The organism is Pseudarthrobacter cellobiosi, from assembly GCF_023913815.1.
Lineage (GTDB): Bacteria > Actinomycetota > Actinomycetes > Actinomycetales > Micrococcaceae > Arthrobacter > Arthrobacter cellobiosi.
In genome coordinates this window covers 117,730-134,520 of sequence record NZ_JAMXBK010000025.1, presented here as the reverse complement: position 1 = coordinate 134,520, position 16,791 = coordinate 117,730, and the positions used below count along the sequence as shown (strand labels likewise).

Below are 16,791 nucleotides of genomic sequence, written 5' to 3'. Positions count from 1 at the left end.
GCGCTTGACGTGAACCTGTGATGACGCTTACAGTCGACATACGAGCTCGGACGTCCTACATCCGATAAACCTTCTGGAATGGCGAGGCCCTCATGAACAACATCACCAAGAACCTGCCGCTGGTCAATGACGCCAGCCGCCGGAACTTCCTCAAGCTCACCGGTGCCATGGGCGCCGCTGCAGCATTCACCGCCTCTGTCGCCGCGTGCGGCAGCCCGGCAGCTACCACCACCGGCAGCTCGGCAAGCGCTGCGGCAGTCAACAAGGACCTCACCATCGAAGCGGGCATCTCCTACGCCCTCTCCACCGGCTTCGATCCGCTGAGCTCCTCAGGCGCCACCCCGATGGCCGCCAACCTGCACATCTTCGAAGGCCTCATCGAGCTGCACCCGGCCACCCGCGTGCCGTACAACGCGCTGGCGGCCTCGGACCCCAAGAAGGTCAATGACACTACCTACCAGGTGACCATCCGCGAGGGCGCCAAGTTCCACGACGGCACCCCGGTCACCACCGAAGACGTGGCCTTCTCCTTCACCCGCGTGATGGACCCGGCGAACAAGTCCCTCTTCTCGCAGTTCATCCCGTTCATCAAGGAAGTCAAGCCCATTGACGCCAAGACGGTCGAGTTCACCCTCAAGTACGCCTTCCCCGGCTTCGGACCGCGCATTTCCGTGGTCAAGGTTGTCCCCAAGGCCTTGGCCACGGACCTCAAGGCCTTCGACGCCAAGCCCGTCGGCACCGGCCCCTACAAGCTCATCTCCGCCGCCAAGGACGACAAGATCGTCTTCGAAGCGTTCGCAGACTACAACGGCCCCAAGCCGGCACTGGCCAAGGGCATGACCTGGCTCCTGCTCTCCGACGCCGCAGCCCGCGTCACCGCCGTCCAGTCCGGCCGTGTCCAGGCCATCGAGGACGTCCCCTACCTGGACATCGACGGCCTCAAGTCCAAGGTCAAGGTTGAATCAGTCCAGTCCTTCGGCCTGATGTTCCTCATGTTCAACTGCAACAAGGCCCCGTTCAACAACAAGCTGGTCCGCCAGGCCCTGCACTACGGCCTGGACAAGGAAGCCATCATCAAGAAGGCCCTGTTCGGCAACGCCAAGCCCGCCAGCTCCTACTTCCAGGAAGGCCACCCGGACTACGTCAAGGCCAAGAACGTCTACGGCTACGACGCCGCAAAGGCAGCGGACCTCCTGAAGCAGGCCGGCGTCACGAGCCTCGAATTCGAACTGCTCACCACGGACACTGCCTGGGTCAAGGACGTTGCCCCGCTGATCCTCGAATCCTGGAACAAGATCCCGGGCGTCAAGGTCTCCGTCAAGAGCATTCAGTCCGGCGCGCTGTACACCGACCGCGTCGGCACCGGCGACTACTCAGTGGTCGCAGCCCCCGGCGACCCCTCAGTCTTCGGCAACGACGCGGACCTGCTCCTGAGCTGGTTCTACTCGGGCGCCACCTGGATGGAAAAGCGCGCCTACTGGACCGCCCCGGAACGCGCCAAGCTGCAGGAACTCATGAACAAGGGCTCGCAGGCTGCCGCAGCAGACGCCAAGAAGATCACCGGCGAAATCGTGGACCTCGTCTCCGACGAAGTTCCCCTGTACCCGATCTTCCACCGCCAGCTGCCCTCCGCCTGGGACGACAAGAAGCTCAACGGCTTCAAGCCGCTGCCCACCACCGGCATATCGTTCATCGACGTCGGCCGCACCGCCTAAGCTGCGCTGAGAACCAGCGCATCACCCGGGACTTCCCGGGAAACGGCATCACCAACTCGACGCAGCAGAGGGGCTGTGGCCCGCTGGCCATGGCCCCTCTGGGCTGAGAAGCACCACCCCGTGACGCTCCCCCCGCGGCACAACCAAACAAACCGGAGAACAAATTGGTCACGATATTGCGTCTGCTTGGCCGCAGACTCGCAGCACTGCCATTGATGATCCTGGGCATCACCCTGCTCGTCTTCCTAGTCCTGCAGGCCGCTCCCGGCGACCAGGCAAGCTCCGCCCTCGGCGACGGCGCCAGCGAAGAAGCGAAGCAGCAGTACCGCCAGGAAAACGGCCTGAACGATCCGCTGGTCATCCAGTACTTCAGCTTCCTCGGCAAGCTCCTGCAGCTGGACCTCGGCGTCACCACGCCGCCGGCCAAGTCGGTGGCCTCCATGATCGGCTCCGCGTTCCCCCTGACGCTGCAGCTGACCTTCCTGGGCGTGCTGATCGCCATCGTCCTGTCCCTGACCTTCGGCATCCTCGGCGCCCTCTACCGCGACAAATGGCAGGACCAGCTGGTCCGCGTTTTCTCGATCGCCGCGATCGCCACGCCGTCGTTCTGGCTGGGCATCCTCCTGATCCAGTGGTTCGCCCTCGGCGCCAGCCCCCTGTTCCCCTCCGGGGGAATCGCGACGCCGGAATCCGGTTTCGGCGGCTGGCTCAACTCGATGGCCCTCCCGGCCCTGGCCCTCGGCATCCCTGTCTCCGCCTCGCTGATCCGCGTGGTCCGCACCTCGATGGTGGAGGAGCTGGACCGCGACTACGTCCGCACCGCCATCGGCAACGGTGTCCCCTACCGCGAAGTGGTCTCCAAGAACGTCCTGCGCAACGCGCTGGTGACTCCGGTGACCGTGCTGGGACTCCGCGTGGGCTACCTGCTCGGCGGCGCCGTCGTGATTGAAATGATCTTCGCCCTGCCCGGCATGGGCCAGCTGATCCTCAACGGCATCACCAATCTGGACGTCAACCTGGTCCAGGGCGTGGTGCTCACCATCTCCGTCACCTTCGTTCTGGTGAACATCGTGGTGGACCTCCTGTACCTGCTCATCAACCCCCGAATCAGGACGATATAGCTCATGCGTAGCAAGCTTGCTGAACGGCTGAGTGCCCCGGGCATCCGTTTCAAGGCCCTGCCTTGGGGCTCCCGCATCGCCCTCCTCTTCCTCATCATGATCGTCCTCTCCGCCGTGTTCGCGCCGGTCATCGCGCCGCACGATCCGCTGGAGACCTTCATCCCCGCCACCCCGCCGGGCGCCGAGCACTTCTTCGGCACGGACCGGCTGGGCCGCGACATCTTCTCCCGACTGCTCTTCGGCGCCCAGTCCTCGCTGATGATCGGCCTCGGCGCCGTGATCCTGGCCATCCTGGTAGGCGCCCTGCTGGGCTCCTTCGCCGCGACGTCCAGCAAGGCCGTCAACGAACTGATCATGCGCCTCATGGACATCCTGATGGCGTTCCCGGGCATCGCCCTGGCCGCAGTGCTGCTGGCCGCGTTCGGCAACTCGGTTCCCACCATCATCATCGCGATCGCCATCATCTACACCCCGCAACTGGCCCGCGTGGTCCGCGCCAACGTGCTCTCCCAGTACGGCGAAGACTACGTCCGCGCTGAGCGTGTGATCGGCGCAGGCCGCTTCTACATCCTGCTCAAGCACATCGTCCGCAACACCGCCGCCCCCGTGCTGGTGTTCGCCACGGTCATGGTGGCTGACGCCATCATCCTCGAAGCCTCGCTGTCCTTCCTCGGCGCCGGCGTCCAGGACCCCGCCCCGTCGTGGGGCAACGTGATCTCCTACGGCCGCAACCTGGTCCTGTCCGGCGGCTGGTGGGCCACCACCTTCGCCGGTGTGACCATCCTGCTCACCGTGCTGTCCCTGAACATCCTCGCCGAGGGCCTCACCGACGCCATGGTGAACCCGAAACTGCGCAAGGCACCTGTAGTAAAGGACGACGACGGCTCGGCAGCTGTCGTTGCCGGCGCAGCGGTGGGTGCCGGCGTCGACACCCAGATCGGGACCTCCGTGGCCCAGCCGTCAGTGGTGGAAGAGCACGAGCTCGACGGCGTGCGCGCCGCCTACGGCGACGTCCTCACCGAGGAGCACTACAACGAGGCAGCCATCCTCTCCGATCCGAAGCTGGCCGCGGCGAACCCGCACCTGCTGCTGGACAAGGAACTGGAACTGCTCTCCGCCATCGAGGCCACGCGCACCGACCGCCTCCCCCAGGTACCGGCCGGCGCCCGCAACGTCCTGGAGGTCAGGAACCTGTCCATCCGCTTCCCGGGCCGCTTCGGCGACACCGCGATTGTGGACAACGTCTCCTTCACGGTCCGCGAAGGCGAAACCATGGGCCTGGTGGGCGAATCCGGCTGCGGCAAGTCCATCACGTCCCTCGCGGTCATGGGCCTGCTGCCCAAAACCGCGCAGGTCACCGGTTCCATCAAGTTCGACGGCAAGGAACTGCTGGATCCGGCCACCAGCCACAGCAGCATCAAAGCCTACGAAGGCCTGCGCGGCGAGCAGATCGCCATGGTCTACCAGGACGCCCTGAGCTCCCTGAACCCGTCCATGAAGATCAAGGACCAGATGGAGCAGCTGACCAAGCGCGGCGGCCGCAAGACCCCCACCGAGCTGCTGGAACTGGTCAAGCTTGATCCCGTCCGGACGCTCGCCAGCTACCCGCACGAGCTCTCCGGCGGCCAGCGCCAGCGCGTCCTGATTGCCATGGCCCTGTCCCGTTCGCCGAAGATCGTGGTTGCCGATGAGCCCACCACCGCCCTGGACGTCACCGTCCAGAAGCAGGTAGTCGACCTGCTCAACGAGCTGCGCGATCAGCTCGGCTTCGCCATGGTCTTCGTCAGCCACGACCTCGCCCTGGTGGCCTCCCTGGCCCACCGCATCACGGTGATGTACGCCGGCCAGGTGGTGGAATCCGCGCAGGCTTCGGAGCTGCTGCAGAACCCCAAGCACGAGTACACCCGCGGCCTGCTCGGCGCTGTCCTCTCCATCGAGGCCGACGCCGTGCGCCTGCACCAGATCCCCGGCACCGTCCCGTCCCCGAGCGACTTCGCCCCGGGCGACCGCTTCGCCCCGCGTTCACTGCGGTCCGACGCCGACCCCAACCAGCAGCTGGTCCTGACGTCAGTGGGAGCCGCCACTGGCGGGGACGCTGATCACTACTGGGCGAGCCACCTGAAGGAGGATGCAAAATGAGTCAGTCAATGCAGCAAGACTCAAAGCCGGTCATTGAGCTCAAGGACGTCAAGGTCTACCACCACGCACGTGGCGGCGGGCTCTTCCGCCCGAACATCGTCAAGGCGGTCGACGGCGTCGACTTCAGCATCAGCCGCGGCGAAACCGTGGGCATCGTGGGTGAGTCCGGCTGCGGCAAGTCCACGCTCGCGTCCGTGCTCGTGGGACTGCAGACGCCGACGTCGGGCGAGGTGCTGTTCCACGGCAAGCCCGCCATCAAGCGGAACGCCGCCATGCGCAAGGAATTCGGCCGGTCCGTGTCCGTGGTCTTCCAGGACCCGGCCACGGCGCTGAACCCTCGCATGACCGTCCAGGACATCCTCACGGACCCCCTCCAGATCCACGGCATCGGCACCGCAGCAACGCGCGCGGCAAAGGTCAAGGAACTCCTGGCCCTGGTGGGCCTGCCGCAGTCCGCGGCCGAGGTCACGCCGTCGCAGGTTTCCGGCGGCCAGCGCCAGCGTGTGGCAATCGCCCGCGCACTGGCATTGGACCCGGACATCATCGTGGCGGACGAGCCGACGTCGGCCCTGGACGTCTCCGTCCGCGCCCAGGTGCTGAACCTGCTCTCGGACCTGAAGACCCAGCTGAGCCTCGGCATGGTGTTCATCTCGCATGACATCCAGACGGTCCGCTACGTCTCGGACCGCATCTGCGTTATGTACTTCGGCAAGATCGTCGAGCAGGGCACCGCCACCCAGGTCTTCGACAGCCCCACCAACGACTACACCAAGAAGCTCCTGGGCGCCGCCCCGAGCCTGCTCCACATCTAGCTTTCCCACCTCAAATTTTCGTCTAACCATCAATATTTGGAGAACACTGTGACCACCGTCGCTTCCCGTTTCCAGGGCGTCATTCCGCCCGTCGTAACCCCCCGCACCGTCGATGGCGCCATCGACGTACCGTCGCTGGAAAACGTCACCAAGCACCTGCTCGACGGCGGCGTCAGCGGCCTGTTCGTGCTGGGTTCCTCCGGCGAGGTCACCCATATGACCAACACCGAGCGCGACCTTGTCGTGCAGACCGTGGCAGGCGTGAACGCGGGCCAGGTGCCGGTGATCGTGGGCGCTGTAGAGCAGACCACCAACCGCGTCATCGAAGAAGCCAAGCGCGTCATCGCGCTGGGTGCCGACTCGATCGTGGCCACCAGCCTGTACTACGCCATCTCCAACGCCCAGGAGAACGGCACGCATTTCCGCTCCATCGCCGCCGCCGTCGACGTTCCCGTCTTCGCCTACGACGTGCCGGTGCGCACCCACTTCAAGCTGCCCACAGACCTTCTGGTCGAGCTGGGCCGCGAGGGCGTCATTGCCGGGGTGAAGGACTCCTCCGGCGACGACGTCTCGTTCCGCCAGCTGCTGCTGGCCGCCAAGGACATCCCCAACTTCGACATCTTCACCGGCCACGAAGTGGTTGTGGACGGCGCCCTCCTGGGCGGCGCCCAGGGTGTTGTTCCGGGCCTCGGCAACGTTGACCCGGCCGGCTACCGCCGCCTGTTCGACGCCGCACAGGCCGGCGACTGGGCCCAGGCCGCAGCCGAGCAGGACCGCTTGGCTGACGTCTTCGAGATCGTCTACACCCCCAAGGCCGGCCGCATGTCCGGCAACGCCGCGGGCCTGGGCGCCTTCAAGACCGCCCTGCAGCTCATGGGCATCATCAAGACGAACGTCATGAGCGCCCCCATGCTCTCCCTGGACGAGGACGAGACCGCCGCGATCAAGGTCATCCTCGAACGCAACGGCCTGGTCTAGTCATCGCTGCCGGGCGAGGCACTTAGGTGCCGGGCCGGGGTCTTGCGTAGGCGCGCATCGCCGACCAGAGTCGTCTGCAGGTCGCCCCGCGACCGGAAGACGACGCCGGGAGGCGTCTAAGCGCCGGCAAGGCCGCGGACTGGCACCGACCCGGCCACAACGAAACTGACAGGACAGAAGGACAGAAATGCAGTACGCGATCGGTGTTGACCTTGGGGGTACTAAGACTGCTGCCGGGGTTGTTTCCGGGGACGGGGAGGTCTTGTTTTCGGAGACCATTCCTACCCTGAACCGGGATGGTGGCGACGCGATCCTGGACGCTACTGCGGCACTGGTTTCTTCCCTCATGTCCCGTGCTCAAGCAGAGGGCCTGGACGTGGTGGGGGTCGGGGTTGGCTCGGCCGGGGTCATCGACGCCGCTCACGGTGTTGTGGTGTCCGCTACCGATGCGATCCTCGGGTGGGCCGGGACCGGGCTGACCGCAGGGCTGGCCGCCCGGCTGGGCCTGGCGCCGGAGGCTGTACAGGCAGTGAACGATGTCCATGCGCATGCCCTTGGTGAGTCGTGGACGGGTTCCGCCGCAGGGACTGCAAGTTCGCTCCTGGTGGCCTTCGGCACTGGCGTCGGCGGCAGTTTTGTCCTGGCCGGGCACCCGGTCCTCGGACACCGCTACGCGGGCGGACACGTGGGCCACTTCGCCTCGCCGTACGCATTCCACGAGGGCCAAGCTATTGGCTGCGTTTGCGGCGGCGCCGGGCATGTTGAGGCCATCGCTTCCGGGCCCGCCATCCGCGAGGCGTACGTGCGGCTCGGCGGCAACGAGCCGGTGATGGACGCCCGCGGCGTCTTTGCCCTCGCCGGCGACAGCGACGCCATAGCCATCAAGGCGGCGGGTATGGGCGCCGCCGCGGCCGGCCAGGCCGTGGGCGGACTCGCCAACATCCTGGACCCCGAAGTGGTGGTGGTTTCCGGCGGGCTCTCCGACGCCGGCGCGCCCTGGTGGCGTCCCATGGAACGCGCCCTGCGCGCCGAACTCCTGCCGGCACTGCTCGGCCTCCCCGTCCTCCCGGCTAAACTCGGCAACGCAGCGGCAATGGTGGGCGCCGCGCGACTGGTCCTCACCACTCCGTCCTGACACCGTCGTCCCAAGCACCTCGCCTGACCACCGCGCCCCACCCCGATCTTCAGCCCGCTCCGCCAACCTTCCAGAGGAACCGACCGTGATTCTGACCCCCGAAGCCCTCGAAGCCCTGCGCGGGCAACTCATCGTCTCCTGCCAGGCGTATCCGGGCGAGCCCCTGCGGGACCCGCGCACCACGGCGCAGTTTGCCGCCTCCGCGGTGATCGGCGGCGCCGCTGCTGTCCGTGTCCAGGGCCTGGCCGATGTTCAGTTCACGCGTGCAGCCGTTGAGGTTCCGGTGATCGGGCTCTGGAAGGACGGGCACGACGGCGTCTTCATCACTCCCACACTCCGCCACGCTTTGGCTGTGGCCAACGCGGGCGCCCACGTGGTGGCGATCGACGGCACGCGCCGGGAGCGACCGGACGGCCTGACCCTGGCCCAGATGGTGGCGGGCATCCACCAGGATTCCCACGCCTTGGTGATGGCGGACTGCGGCTCGTTCGACGACGCTGCCGCCGCTGTCGAGGCCGGGGCCGACCTGATCGGCACCACGCTGTCCGGTTACTCCGGCGAGCGCCCCAAGACGCACGGCCCCGACCTGGAGCTGCTGGAGCAGATCGCCGCGGCCGGCTTCGGCGTGCCGCTCATCGCCGAAGGCCGCCTCCACTCCCCCGCCCAGGCCCGGCAGTGCCTCGACGCCGGCGCGTTCGCCGTCGTCGTCGGCACCGCGATCACGCACCCGGCCACCATCACCGGCTGGTTCGCCGAGGCCCTCAAGTGACGCCCGGGCCCACCGCCGCTGAGTCCGGGAACTACCTGCTGGCCGGCACGGTCCTGACCGACGGCTCGATCCAGGACGACGCAGTAGTGGCCGTCGCGGACGGCCGCATCGCGTATGTGGGGTCCCGCGCCGGTCTTGATGAGGCGTCGCTGCCCGGCCTTGAAGAACTCCTACTGCCGCCGGGCAGCATGATTCTGCCCGGCCTCGTAGACCTGCACTGCCACGGGGCTGTGGGCGGCGACTTCCCCAGCGGCGACAGCGAGGCTGCCAGGACCGCCGTGGACTTCCTGCACCGCAGCGGCTCCACTACGCTGCTGGCAAGCACGGTGACCGCGTCCCGCGAGGACCTGCTGCGCGGCCTGGAAACCCTGCGGCTGCTTGCCGATGAAGGGCTCATCGCGGGCATCCACTCCGAGGGGCCGTTCCTGTCCCGCGCGCGCTGCGGCGCCCAGGACCCCCGGTACCTGCGCGAACCGGACCTCCCCTTGCTGGGCGAACTGCTGGCCGCGGCCGGCGGCCACCTGCGGACCATGACGTACGCGCCCGAGCTGCCCGGCGCCGACGCCGTGGTGCGTTTGCTCGCCGAGCACGGCGTCACGCCGTCGTTGGGCCACACTGACGCGGACGCGCGGACGACGGCGGCCTCCCTCACCGAGGCGGCGGAGCTGCTGGCGGCATCCGGCCTGGGGACCGTATCGCGCCCCACCGTCACACACCTCTTCAACGGCATGGCGCCGCTGCACCACCGCAGCCCCGGACCTGTTGCCGCGTGCCTCCGGCTGGCCGGGGCCGGCACGATTGCCGTCGAACTCATCGCCGACGGCGCGCACCTGGACCCCGAAACAGTCCGGATGGTCTTCGAGTTGGTGGGGGCTGAAAACGTGGTCCTGGTGACCGACTCAATGGCCGCCACCGGGCTGCCGGACGGGGACTACGAGCTTGGCCCCGCCGCCGTCTCCGTCAGCGGTGCCGTGGCCCGGCTCAGCAACGGCACCCTCGCCGGCGGGACGGCCACAATGCTGGACGTTGTGCGGCGGACCATTAACGCCGGTGTGGAGCCGGCCGCCGCTGTTTTGTCAGCCACCGCAGTTCCGGCGGCCATCATCGGCCAGTCGCAGGAAATCGGAAGCCTCCGCGCGGGGCTGCGGGCCGACGTCGTGGTGGTGGACCGCAACTTCCGCCGGGTCCTGGTCCTGCGCGAGGGGCTCCCCCTGGGCCGCCCCGCCGTCGGGGTTTAGCGCCGGCTCTGGACTGCGGGAACGCCGTCAAGGCCAGCGTCCAGCACTGGCGCGCACGCGGGCAGGGGCGGACAACTGGAGCACCTTGCAGCGACCGTTTGGAGCCATCATGCGCCGTTCCACGGGCTGGCTAAAACACCACAGGCTTTTGGCATTCTTTGTCCTGACCTACGCGATTTCCTGGGCATCGTGGCCCGCTTGCTGCGGCCGTTATCGTCATCGCCCTGGCCGAGGGCCTCCCTGGCTTCAGTGCTTGGGGACGGCGACTCATCCGGTGGCGCGTCGGGTGGATCTGGTACGCCGTCGCGCTTCTCCTGCCCGCCGTCCTTGTCCTGGTCGCGGGGCTCATCACCATGGCAGTCGGGGCCTCCGCTCCGGGCCTCGCACAGCTGACGTGGAGCGGGCTGCTTACTGTCTTCGCCGTCCGGCTGGTCAATCCGCTGGACGGACCACTGGGCGAAGAACCCGGGTTCCGCGGCTACGCCCTCCCGCTGCTTCAGGTGTCCTGTCCCCCGCTGCTGTCCGCAGCCATTCTCGGCGTCCTCGTAGCTCTGTGGCACCTGCCGCTGGTCCTCTTTGGCGGGCTAAGCCTGATCGGCCTGCCGACGACGTTCGCCATCACCTTCCTCTACGTCTGGCTTTTCAACCGCACAGGCGGCAGCGTCCTGCTGACGCTTCTGTTCCACAACAGCCAGGGCACCTTCACGACGGGTTCCTTCGGCTTCACCGGCGCCGGTGCCGACCGCGCGGAACTGATCTACTTCGTGGTCGTTGTTCTCGCGGTTCTGGCCACTTTGACGCTGGATCGCCGGGCCTAGCGCAAGGCACCCCGCCCGGCCACCGCCGTCGGGCGCTTCTCCCTCAGGAGGCGACCCAGGTGAACGACGGCGGGCAACAGTCGCCCTGCGAACGGCGCCTATAGTCCCGGTCAGGACCAGGCCACCCCATTCAAGCAAGGAGGAAAAATGGCCTCACCGCTAGCTAAGGCTGCCGGCCCTATCGCGCTGGTGTCCGGCGTCATCTTTTTCGGCTGTGGATGCGGCCCGCCTGCTCGCTGCCGACCGGAGCCTCGACCGGATCGAAAATGATGAGGCAGACGCCTTTCAAGTAACCAACGCCCTGGCCACATCGCGCTAGACTTTCGATCATGACCGGTGCCCCTGCCCGTCTTCTGGCTTGGCTCGTCTCCCTGACGACGCTCCTCACGGCGTGCGCGCCCGCGATCGGCTTTGACGAGACCGCCACCGATCGACCGATAGCGACGTCCTCGGCCCGGCCAGCGCCTGGCGACGTCGCCCCTCACCGGACTCCGGACCCCACCCCGACGCAAGTTCCCACGCCAACGGCGGTGCCCCAGGCGTTTGCCCTCAACCTCTACCAGGAGGGGGACTTCGTGCCGCAGTACACCTTCGACTGGTGTGTTGCGGCGAGCATCCAGATCGCGCACAACCTCATCGATGACACGGGGGGCGGCACGTGGGCCGATCGCGCTCAGCAGAACGACCTATGGGAGATGGCCCGGGCACGGTCGTCCAACTCGTTCAACGGTGCCAACCCATTGGGTTGGGCCGAGGTGCTGACTGACGTGGGGATGGGGTCATACGCCGTCGTCAGCATCGCCGACTACGAGGACGCGCTGCGAACCGCTGCGCGCGCCATCTCCGACACGGACCGGCCGGTCGGGCTGGTCATGTGGAGTGGTCGCCATGCCTGGGTGATGAGCGGGTTCGAGTCGCTCGGCGATCCCGACCAGTTCCCTGAGTTCTCGGTTACCGGCGTACGCGTCCAGGATCCGCTCTACCCGCACGGAAGCGGGCAGTGGGGTCCATCGCCTGCGCCCAACAGCCTGCTCAGCCCCGAGCAGCTGGCGACGCAGTTCGTGGTCCGCGAGCCGCGACGCTGGAGCAGCGATCTGCCAGCGGGCTACCTGCTGGTGCTGCCGCAGGCCGAGGCATGACCAGGCCTTTTGTGCCCTGGGCTTATTTCAACCTGGATTGAAGCCTAGCTCCAGACCTAGCTGGCCTACTCGGGAGTTAAGAGAAGCTCGCCAGCGATTCCGATTGGGCGTCAGCACGTTCAAGGAAGAGGCAGCGCGCCTAGCTTCTGTCATTGCCGTTGGCGGTGTCCTCGGGCGGGGCCGCACGGGGAGCGCCATCATCGGGTGATCAGCCTGCCGTCGCGGCTCGCCGGCCGCGCTGTTGAGGCCGGCCGTTCTTCAGATTCGTCCCTGGGCGTAGGCTCGGCCTATGCGTAGCGTCCGAGCTGATTCGAGTGATTCAGTTGGGGGTGGTGATTCCGCGCCGATTTACAGAGTTCGATTCTGGACCCCGCCGCCTGCACCGCATTTCGCCTAGTACGTGGATGAATGGGATGTGACTGAGGCCGAGCAGGTTACGGACGTCATCGAATGGGGGGCGAGGAACGCAGACGGCCACCCATTCGAGGTTTTCCTTCGCTGGGAGGACCACCATTTCACGAGAGACGGACGGCCGGAGCCATACTCGCGTTACGCGCTGATTTACGGCCGGCCGGCCGGGAAAGCGACCGCAATCGAGATTGTCTACTCGGAGTCGAATTAGATAAGTCGCGGACCTCTACGAGCAATCGTCATTCGGCGCCATGATCGTTGAGTGCTTCATCGTCCGGGGCGACCTGCTAGGCCGCGTCGAATTCGCCAATGGAACGGGCTTTGGCGCCTCCGAAGCGCTCAACGAGATCCGTTGACCCGGGACTCCAGGCTTGGGTTGACCAATCACTGGGAGGGAGCCATCCGATATGAGTCCCCTATTTCAGACAACTACGGCATATCCGAATGCCTTAATGCTCTTGATAACCGAAGACGACCCCAACGTTCCGGACATCGACGGAATAGCCAACATTTGGCAAAGTGAGAGCATGCTCGCCCTTGCCGTCCAACACGACGTAGACGGTGACGTTGAACTCCGGATCACTCACGAAGCCCCCTCTTCGCCCAATATGATCCTGCTTTTCGATGGCATCCTTCCGACGGGCCACAGGCTTGTTGAGATCGAGACTGTCTATTTGGACCGCATCGCCGGCATCAGGACCCTCACTGGGGAACTTCCGGTTCGCATTTGGGGTGACGATCCCCGGCAGCCTGAACAAGTTGTCATCGAATGCCTTGGGCTGGTGGAGCTCACGTAGCGCGAATTCCGAGCGCGTTCAACGTCGAGCAAAGACCATCATGGCGTTCCGTAGAACGTGTCCCGTTTTGAGCCTTCAAATCGAACCCTTAGGGGCCGTTCGTGAACCAGAGGATTCGTTGTCCAGGACCGCCTCTCCGGTAGACGTGCAAGTGCGGATATCGTCGGGGTAGTGAGGGCTGAGCTCTCGCGCGCAGCCCCGTCGCTCCTGTCGGGGATTCGTTTCGATGGGAGTTCTATGTCTGGTGTTCAGGTCCATCCGGATGTCGCCATGGTGATGAGGGTTCTCGGCGANCCTCGCCTGTTCCCCCGCCAAAGTCGAGGCCGACAACGCTGAGTACGGTGCCGCGATCTCGGCAATCGGTCGGTCTCCGGTTCGCTTCAGGGTCGGAAAGCTGACCCCGACGAAGGTGGGCTTGTTCGTGACGGTGTGGCGGCGCTCTCTCGATGGGTCGACCGAGCCGCTGCCTGCGGAGGAGTACAGCGACGTGCTGGTGGTCTGTGTGCGGGAGGATTCCCGGGTCGGAGCATTCGCGTTTCCGAAGGCGGCGCTGGTAAAGCATGGCGTCGTCTCCGTGGGCGGGGCCGGAGGCAAGCGAGGATTCCGCGTCTATCCGCCGTGGTCAGCTACGACGAATCGGCAGGCGAAAAAATCCCAGCAGTGGCAGTGTAATTACTTCTTCGAGATGGCTGACGGATCCGCCTTCGATGCGCAGCGAGCCAGCCGACTCTTCGTCGTGGCCTAGACGGAACGGCGACCGCTATTCGGGCGTCTCGTTCCGTTCTCTTTGGGCGAGCCGCTGTAGTTGCCATCGGTGCACGTCGGGCAGCCAATCCAAAGGAGCCGATGGGCCGATCCGCGGGTCGTCGGGGACACCGCCGTCGAGCAGGTCCTGCACGTACGCGCGATCCTGTTTGATACGTGCTTGTAGCTGCCCAGTTCCGCCGACCGAGCCGTGACCGGGGATGACGGCATCAACGTCGTCGGCCACGCTGTCGAAGAGCCGCAACGCGGCGAGGTAGTCCTCAAGCGGATCCGCTGCCTCCAGGTCGAGAAACGGCATCAGGATGTCAGAAAGCATGTCGCCGGCGACGAGGACGCCGCGTTCCTCGATCAACAGCGCCGCATGGCCCGGGGCATGGGCCTGATGCTCGATGATCCGGACTGTGGGGCCATCCCAAGGAATCTGCGAAGTATCGACGGGCAGACCGGTAATGAGACCGAGCAGATCCATCGGGATATCCTCGGCGTACTCCGGCGGGAGCCCCTCGGCTATGCGGGCCCTCCAGTCCGCGTTCGACAGCAGATCCTGGATAGAGGCCGCGCAGCGGGCTGTACCGTAACGGGGCGCGTCGCCGAAGTCCGCGTGCCAGAGCACGTGGTCCCAATCAGGATGCGTCGAGAAGCCTGCCACGACGGGCTGGCCCAACTCGCGAAGGTCGTTCGCGAGGGCCGCCATTTCGTCGACCGTTATACCGGGGTCAATGAGCAACACACCGTCCCGGCCCTGCACGACAACGGAATTACTCTGGATGAACTCGCTCTCGTGAACAAGAACGCCCTCAGCGACTTCCTTCAGCATGAAATGCCTTCCGCTTGCGGTTTGCAACCCCTTGTCGAGACGGTATTAGCGGCTTCGCGTTTCGTGGTGAATACCAACCCGCTGAGATCCCCGTTGTGTCACACGGGAACCCCCAACGGGACAGCCGTCCGCTAATGGACCGCGACTCTTGGTTTCGTATACTTTGTGCGGCCTCGGATCAGTCAAATAAGCGTGCCAAAATCCTCAAGGCTGCTAGTTGAGGGTATTCATCTCGCGCCATTTCGGAGCGGTAATCATCCAGCCAATAGCTCGCTGCTCTCTGCTCCGTCAGGCTGATGAACTGAGGGTTCTCATTGGAAAATTGCTTGTAAGCCCTTTGGAGAACCGATCTGCCTGGCAGGTCCCGGTTCAGGAAGGCCAACACATCCTTCCCCAATTCGATGACATATTCGCCGCAGAGCTGAACAACGAAGGGTATGGTCCACGGGGCATCTGAGGCAAAGATCAGCGAAAGTGCCCTTTGCCTTACCCGCCCGTCGTGGTGGCGCGACATCCAGCAGGCCAGGACGAGATGCTCAGCTGGTGTGAGCTGCGAAGTTATGTCCTCGTCGGGCCGGGAGTAGTACATGCGGTAGGGGATCTGCATCAGCTCCCCAGCGACGTGGATCTCCGGGTAGTCGGCCACGTGCCAGTTAGTGTCTTGAATCAACGAGGCCGAGGTGGAGATCTCGGGTCGCTCTAGGATCCGCATCGTCTGTTGAGCGGCGGGACGGGCACTCAGAGGGATGGCACGCAGCAGGAGCGGGTCTTTGAACGAGGACACTTTCACCGGCTCATTCAATCACCTCTGCAGCATTCGGTTTCTAGTTCATTGGCCAACTCGGGGCCTTTACGTTTAGTGCTCCTGTTGGCGGACCCGGTACGGTGTTTCGGCTCCCCTGGTCCGTGTCATCGCCGTCCCATATTCCGGGCGGACCTCAGCCACGAGGTCCTTTTCGGCTTCTTTAGGCTTGGGTGCAGCTGCCGGTCCAGATCCGCGGGCTTCACTTCCCATTCTTCCCACATCCCGAGCAGATCGTCCGCTCGGTTGCCGTGCCTGAACTCTGCCTCTTCAGGGAAGACCGGCAGCGCGTCAAGGAAAGTGATGTGGCGCCCGTCCTTCAGCTGCAGGTCTGGAATGAGTTCATCCGGCCGTTCGGTCAGGACCCAGCCGGTGAACTTTCGGCCTTCGATAACTTTCCAGTCCCCCGCGACAAAGACGCCGTGACAGGCCGGGTGCGGCGTGGTGCTGCAGACCATGCTCGTGATGAGGTTGGCGAATGCCTCTCGAACTTGAGGAGAGTCCTGCTTGATGCCGGTGAAGACTTCCACTGTGTGTGAATGGCCGCGGCCGCCGGGACCGGGGACGCTGATGCCGGCGGAAGCGTAGAAGTGGACCCCCATCCGTGATGATGCCTTGGGCCAGTAGAAGATGCCGACAGTGTTGCCCTCCAACGAGGTCATCGTGCCGAATTCAGGTTCGGCGCCGACAGCGGACGTATAGTGCGCTTCCAGATCCTGTAAATGTCTCACGGGGCCTCCACTTCGACCAGGTGATTGATCTCCGCTAGCCGATGCAGCGTTATGCCCATACCCTGCTCTCCGACCAAGGGGTGGTCCACCGACGGGTCGAGCTGAATGAACGGAACAACTCCTGGGTCCCTACTATGCACAAGGGTTGGAGTGGAGATGGTTGACTGCTTGTAGGGCAATTCGTTGCATAACCACCCGAACAATGGGGGCAGGGACGCACGTGCCGGGTCTTCCCAGTGGTCTGCGACCTGTTGGATGCTTTCCTCACTGACTGAGACCCACACGGACCAGCTGAAAACTTCACCAGGTACATCGAGGATAGGGATTTCGATATGTCCCCTGAGAAAGTAATGCCACTCGCCTTTGATTTCGAGGACGCACATGTCAGAGTTCAGTTCGCCTGCGTCGCGTTCCGACTGGGTTGCCTGCAACCAAGGATCTGGCGCCTGCGGCCCGAACACCATGGCGACCCCAGCATGTTGCTGTCCACAAGTTCCGCATTCCCACTTCGCATGACCGTCCATTAGTTCCCCCTCTATGTCTTGTGGCGCTCAACTTGCCGAGCCTACCGCCTCACAATGTTCCTTCTCTCTCAAATCGTCCC

16 protein-coding genes are annotated in these 16,791 nt (G+C 65.1%); 12 read left to right on the top strand and 4 right to left on the bottom strand.

The genetic code is table 11. The annotated features are described in order from the left end of the window. Nucleotides 1–92: 92 nt before the first annotated feature. The 12 genes from NG701_RS12545 (at nucleotide 93) to NG701_RS12490 (ending at nucleotide 13,817) form a co-directional block, all read left to right on the top strand. Complete coding sequence (locus NG701_RS12545) at nucleotides 93–1,715, top strand: ABC transporter substrate-binding protein (RefSeq protein WP_252567912.1); 1,623 nt, start codon at nucleotides 93–95, stop codon at nucleotides 1,713–1,715. Nucleotides 1,716–1,879: 164 nt separating this feature from the next. Next, the gene (locus tag NG701_RS12540; RefSeq protein WP_256475805.1) at nucleotides 1,880–2,836 is read left to right on the top strand and encodes an ABC transporter permease; all 957 of its coding nucleotides are present in this window, start codon (nucleotides 1,880–1,882) and stop codon (nucleotides 2,834–2,836) included. A gap of 3 nt (nucleotides 2,837–2,839) precedes the next feature. Further along, entirely contained in the window at nucleotides 2,840–4,975 is a 2,136-nt protein-coding gene (locus NG701_RS12535) for a dipeptide/oligopeptide/nickel ABC transporter permease/ATP-binding protein (RefSeq protein WP_252567910.1), read from the top strand. Continuing rightward, nucleotides 4,972–5,787, top strand: a complete 816-nt coding sequence (locus tag NG701_RS12530) for an ATP-binding cassette domain-containing protein (protein ID WP_252567908.1) — start codon at nucleotides 4,972–4,974, stop codon at nucleotides 5,785–5,787. The genes NG701_RS12535 and NG701_RS12530 overlap by 4 nt, the downstream gene beginning before the upstream one ends. A gap of 48 nt (nucleotides 5,788–5,835) precedes the next feature. After that, nucleotides 5,836–6,765: a dihydrodipicolinate synthase family protein gene (locus tag NG701_RS12525; protein WP_252567906.1), complete on the top strand. Its 930-nt coding sequence runs from the start codon at nucleotides 5,836–5,838 to the stop codon at nucleotides 6,763–6,765. A 187-nt stretch (nucleotides 6,766–6,952) separates the two neighbouring features. Next, nucleotides 6,953–7,900 carry an ROK family protein gene (locus NG701_RS12520; RefSeq protein WP_252567904.1) on the top strand — a complete coding sequence of 316 codons (948 nt, stop codon included), beginning with the start codon at nucleotides 6,953–6,955 and terminating at the stop codon, nucleotides 7,898–7,900. A gap of 85 nt (nucleotides 7,901–7,985) precedes the next feature. Beyond that, nucleotides 7,986–8,669: an N-acetylmannosamine-6-phosphate 2-epimerase gene (locus tag NG701_RS12515; RefSeq protein ID WP_252567902.1), complete on the top strand. Its 684-nt coding sequence runs from the start codon at nucleotides 7,986–7,988 to the stop codon at nucleotides 8,667–8,669. Beyond that, entirely contained in the window at nucleotides 8,666–9,907 is a 1,242-nt protein-coding gene (nagA, locus tag NG701_RS12510) for an N-acetylglucosamine-6-phosphate deacetylase (RefSeq protein ID WP_252567900.1), read from the top strand. The genes NG701_RS12515 and nagA overlap by 4 nt, the downstream gene beginning before the upstream one ends. A 353-nt stretch (nucleotides 9,908–10,260) precedes the next feature. Beyond that, on the top strand, nucleotides 10,261–10,725 hold the full coding sequence (locus NG701_RS12505) for a CPBP family intramembrane glutamic endopeptidase (RefSeq protein WP_252567898.1): 465 nt from the start codon (nucleotides 10,261–10,263) through the stop codon (nucleotides 10,723–10,725). A 329-nt stretch (nucleotides 10,726–11,054) separates the two neighbouring features. Further along, nucleotides 11,055–11,864, top strand: coding sequence for a hypothetical protein (locus tag NG701_RS12500; protein ID WP_252567896.1), 810 nt, complete (start codon nucleotides 11,055–11,057; stop codon nucleotides 11,862–11,864). Between the two features lie 863 nt (nucleotides 11,865–12,727). Then, nucleotides 12,728–13,072, top strand: a complete 345-nt coding sequence (locus tag NG701_RS12495; protein WP_252567894.1) for a hypothetical protein — start codon at nucleotides 12,728–12,730, stop codon at nucleotides 13,070–13,072. A gap of 349 nt (nucleotides 13,073–13,421) precedes the next feature. After that, complete coding sequence (locus NG701_RS12490) at nucleotides 13,422–13,817, top strand: MepB family protein (RefSeq protein ID WP_308292602.1); 396 nt, start codon at nucleotides 13,422–13,424, stop codon at nucleotides 13,815–13,817. A 15-nt stretch (nucleotides 13,818–13,832) separates the two neighbouring features. Here NG701_RS12490 and NG701_RS12485 read toward each other — a convergent pair whose 3' ends face one another. The 4 genes from NG701_RS12485 to NG701_RS21385 all read right to left on the bottom strand — a co-directional run bounded on the left by NG701_RS12485 (nucleotide 13,833) and on the right by NG701_RS21385 (nucleotide 16,711). Then, nucleotides 13,833–14,654, bottom strand: coding sequence for an MBL fold metallo-hydrolase (locus tag NG701_RS12485; protein ID WP_252567892.1), 822 nt, complete (start codon nucleotides 14,652–14,654; stop codon nucleotides 13,833–13,835). Nucleotides 14,655–14,832: 178 nt separating this feature from the next. Next, complete coding sequence (locus NG701_RS12480; protein ID WP_252567890.1) at nucleotides 14,833–15,444, bottom strand: hypothetical protein; 612 nt, start codon at nucleotides 15,442–15,444, stop codon at nucleotides 14,833–14,835. 119 nt (nucleotides 15,445–15,563) lie between these two features. Next, nucleotides 15,564–16,187 carry a suppressor of fused domain protein gene (locus NG701_RS21150; protein WP_252567888.1) on the bottom strand — a complete coding sequence of 208 codons (624 nt, stop codon included), beginning with the start codon at nucleotides 16,185–16,187 and terminating at the stop codon, nucleotides 15,564–15,566. Then, nucleotides 16,184–16,711 carry a DUF2199 domain-containing protein gene (locus tag NG701_RS21385; RefSeq protein WP_374208685.1) on the bottom strand — a complete coding sequence of 176 codons (528 nt, stop codon included), beginning with the start codon at nucleotides 16,709–16,711 and terminating at the stop codon, nucleotides 16,184–16,186. Before NG701_RS21385 ends, NG701_RS21150 begins: the two co-directional genes overlap by 4 nt. Nucleotides 16,712–16,791 lie beyond the last annotated feature (80 nt).

What these genes read in the sequence shown, in the direction of transcription:
- NG701_RS12545 (WP_252567912.1), top strand. Translation starts at nt 93, where the DNA reads ATGAACAACATCACCAAGAACCTGCCGCTGGTCAATGACGCCAGCCGC.
- NG701_RS12535 (WP_252567910.1), top strand. Translation starts at nt 2,840, where the DNA reads ATGCGTAGCAAGCTTGCTGAACGGCTGAGTGCCCCGGGCATCCGTTTC.
- NG701_RS12530 (WP_252567908.1), top strand. Translation starts at nt 4,972, where the DNA reads ATGAGTCAGTCAATGCAGCAAGACTCAAAGCCGGTCATTGAGCTCAAG.
- NG701_RS12520 (WP_252567904.1), top strand. Translation starts at nt 6,953, where the DNA reads ATGCAGTACGCGATCGGTGTTGACCTTGGGGGTACTAAGACTGCTGCC.
- NG701_RS12505 (WP_252567898.1), top strand. Translation starts at nt 10,261, where the DNA reads ATGGCAGTCGGGGCCTCCGCTCCGGGCCTCGCACAGCTGACGTGGAGC.
- NG701_RS12500 (WP_252567896.1), top strand. Translation starts at nt 11,055, where the DNA reads ATGACCGGTGCCCCTGCCCGTCTTCTGGCTTGGCTCGTCTCCCTGACG.
- NG701_RS12495 (WP_252567894.1), top strand. Translation starts at nt 12,728, where the DNA reads ATGCTCTTGATAACCGAAGACGACCCCAACGTTCCGGACATCGACGGA.
- NG701_RS12485 (WP_252567892.1), bottom strand. Translation starts at nt 14,654, where the DNA reads ATGCTGAAGGAAGTCGCTGAGGGCGTTCTTGTTCACGAGAGCGAGTTC.
- NG701_RS21385 (WP_374208685.1), bottom strand. Translation starts at nt 16,711, where the DNA reads ATGGACGGTCATGCGAAGTGGGAATGCGGAACTTGTGGACAGCAACAT.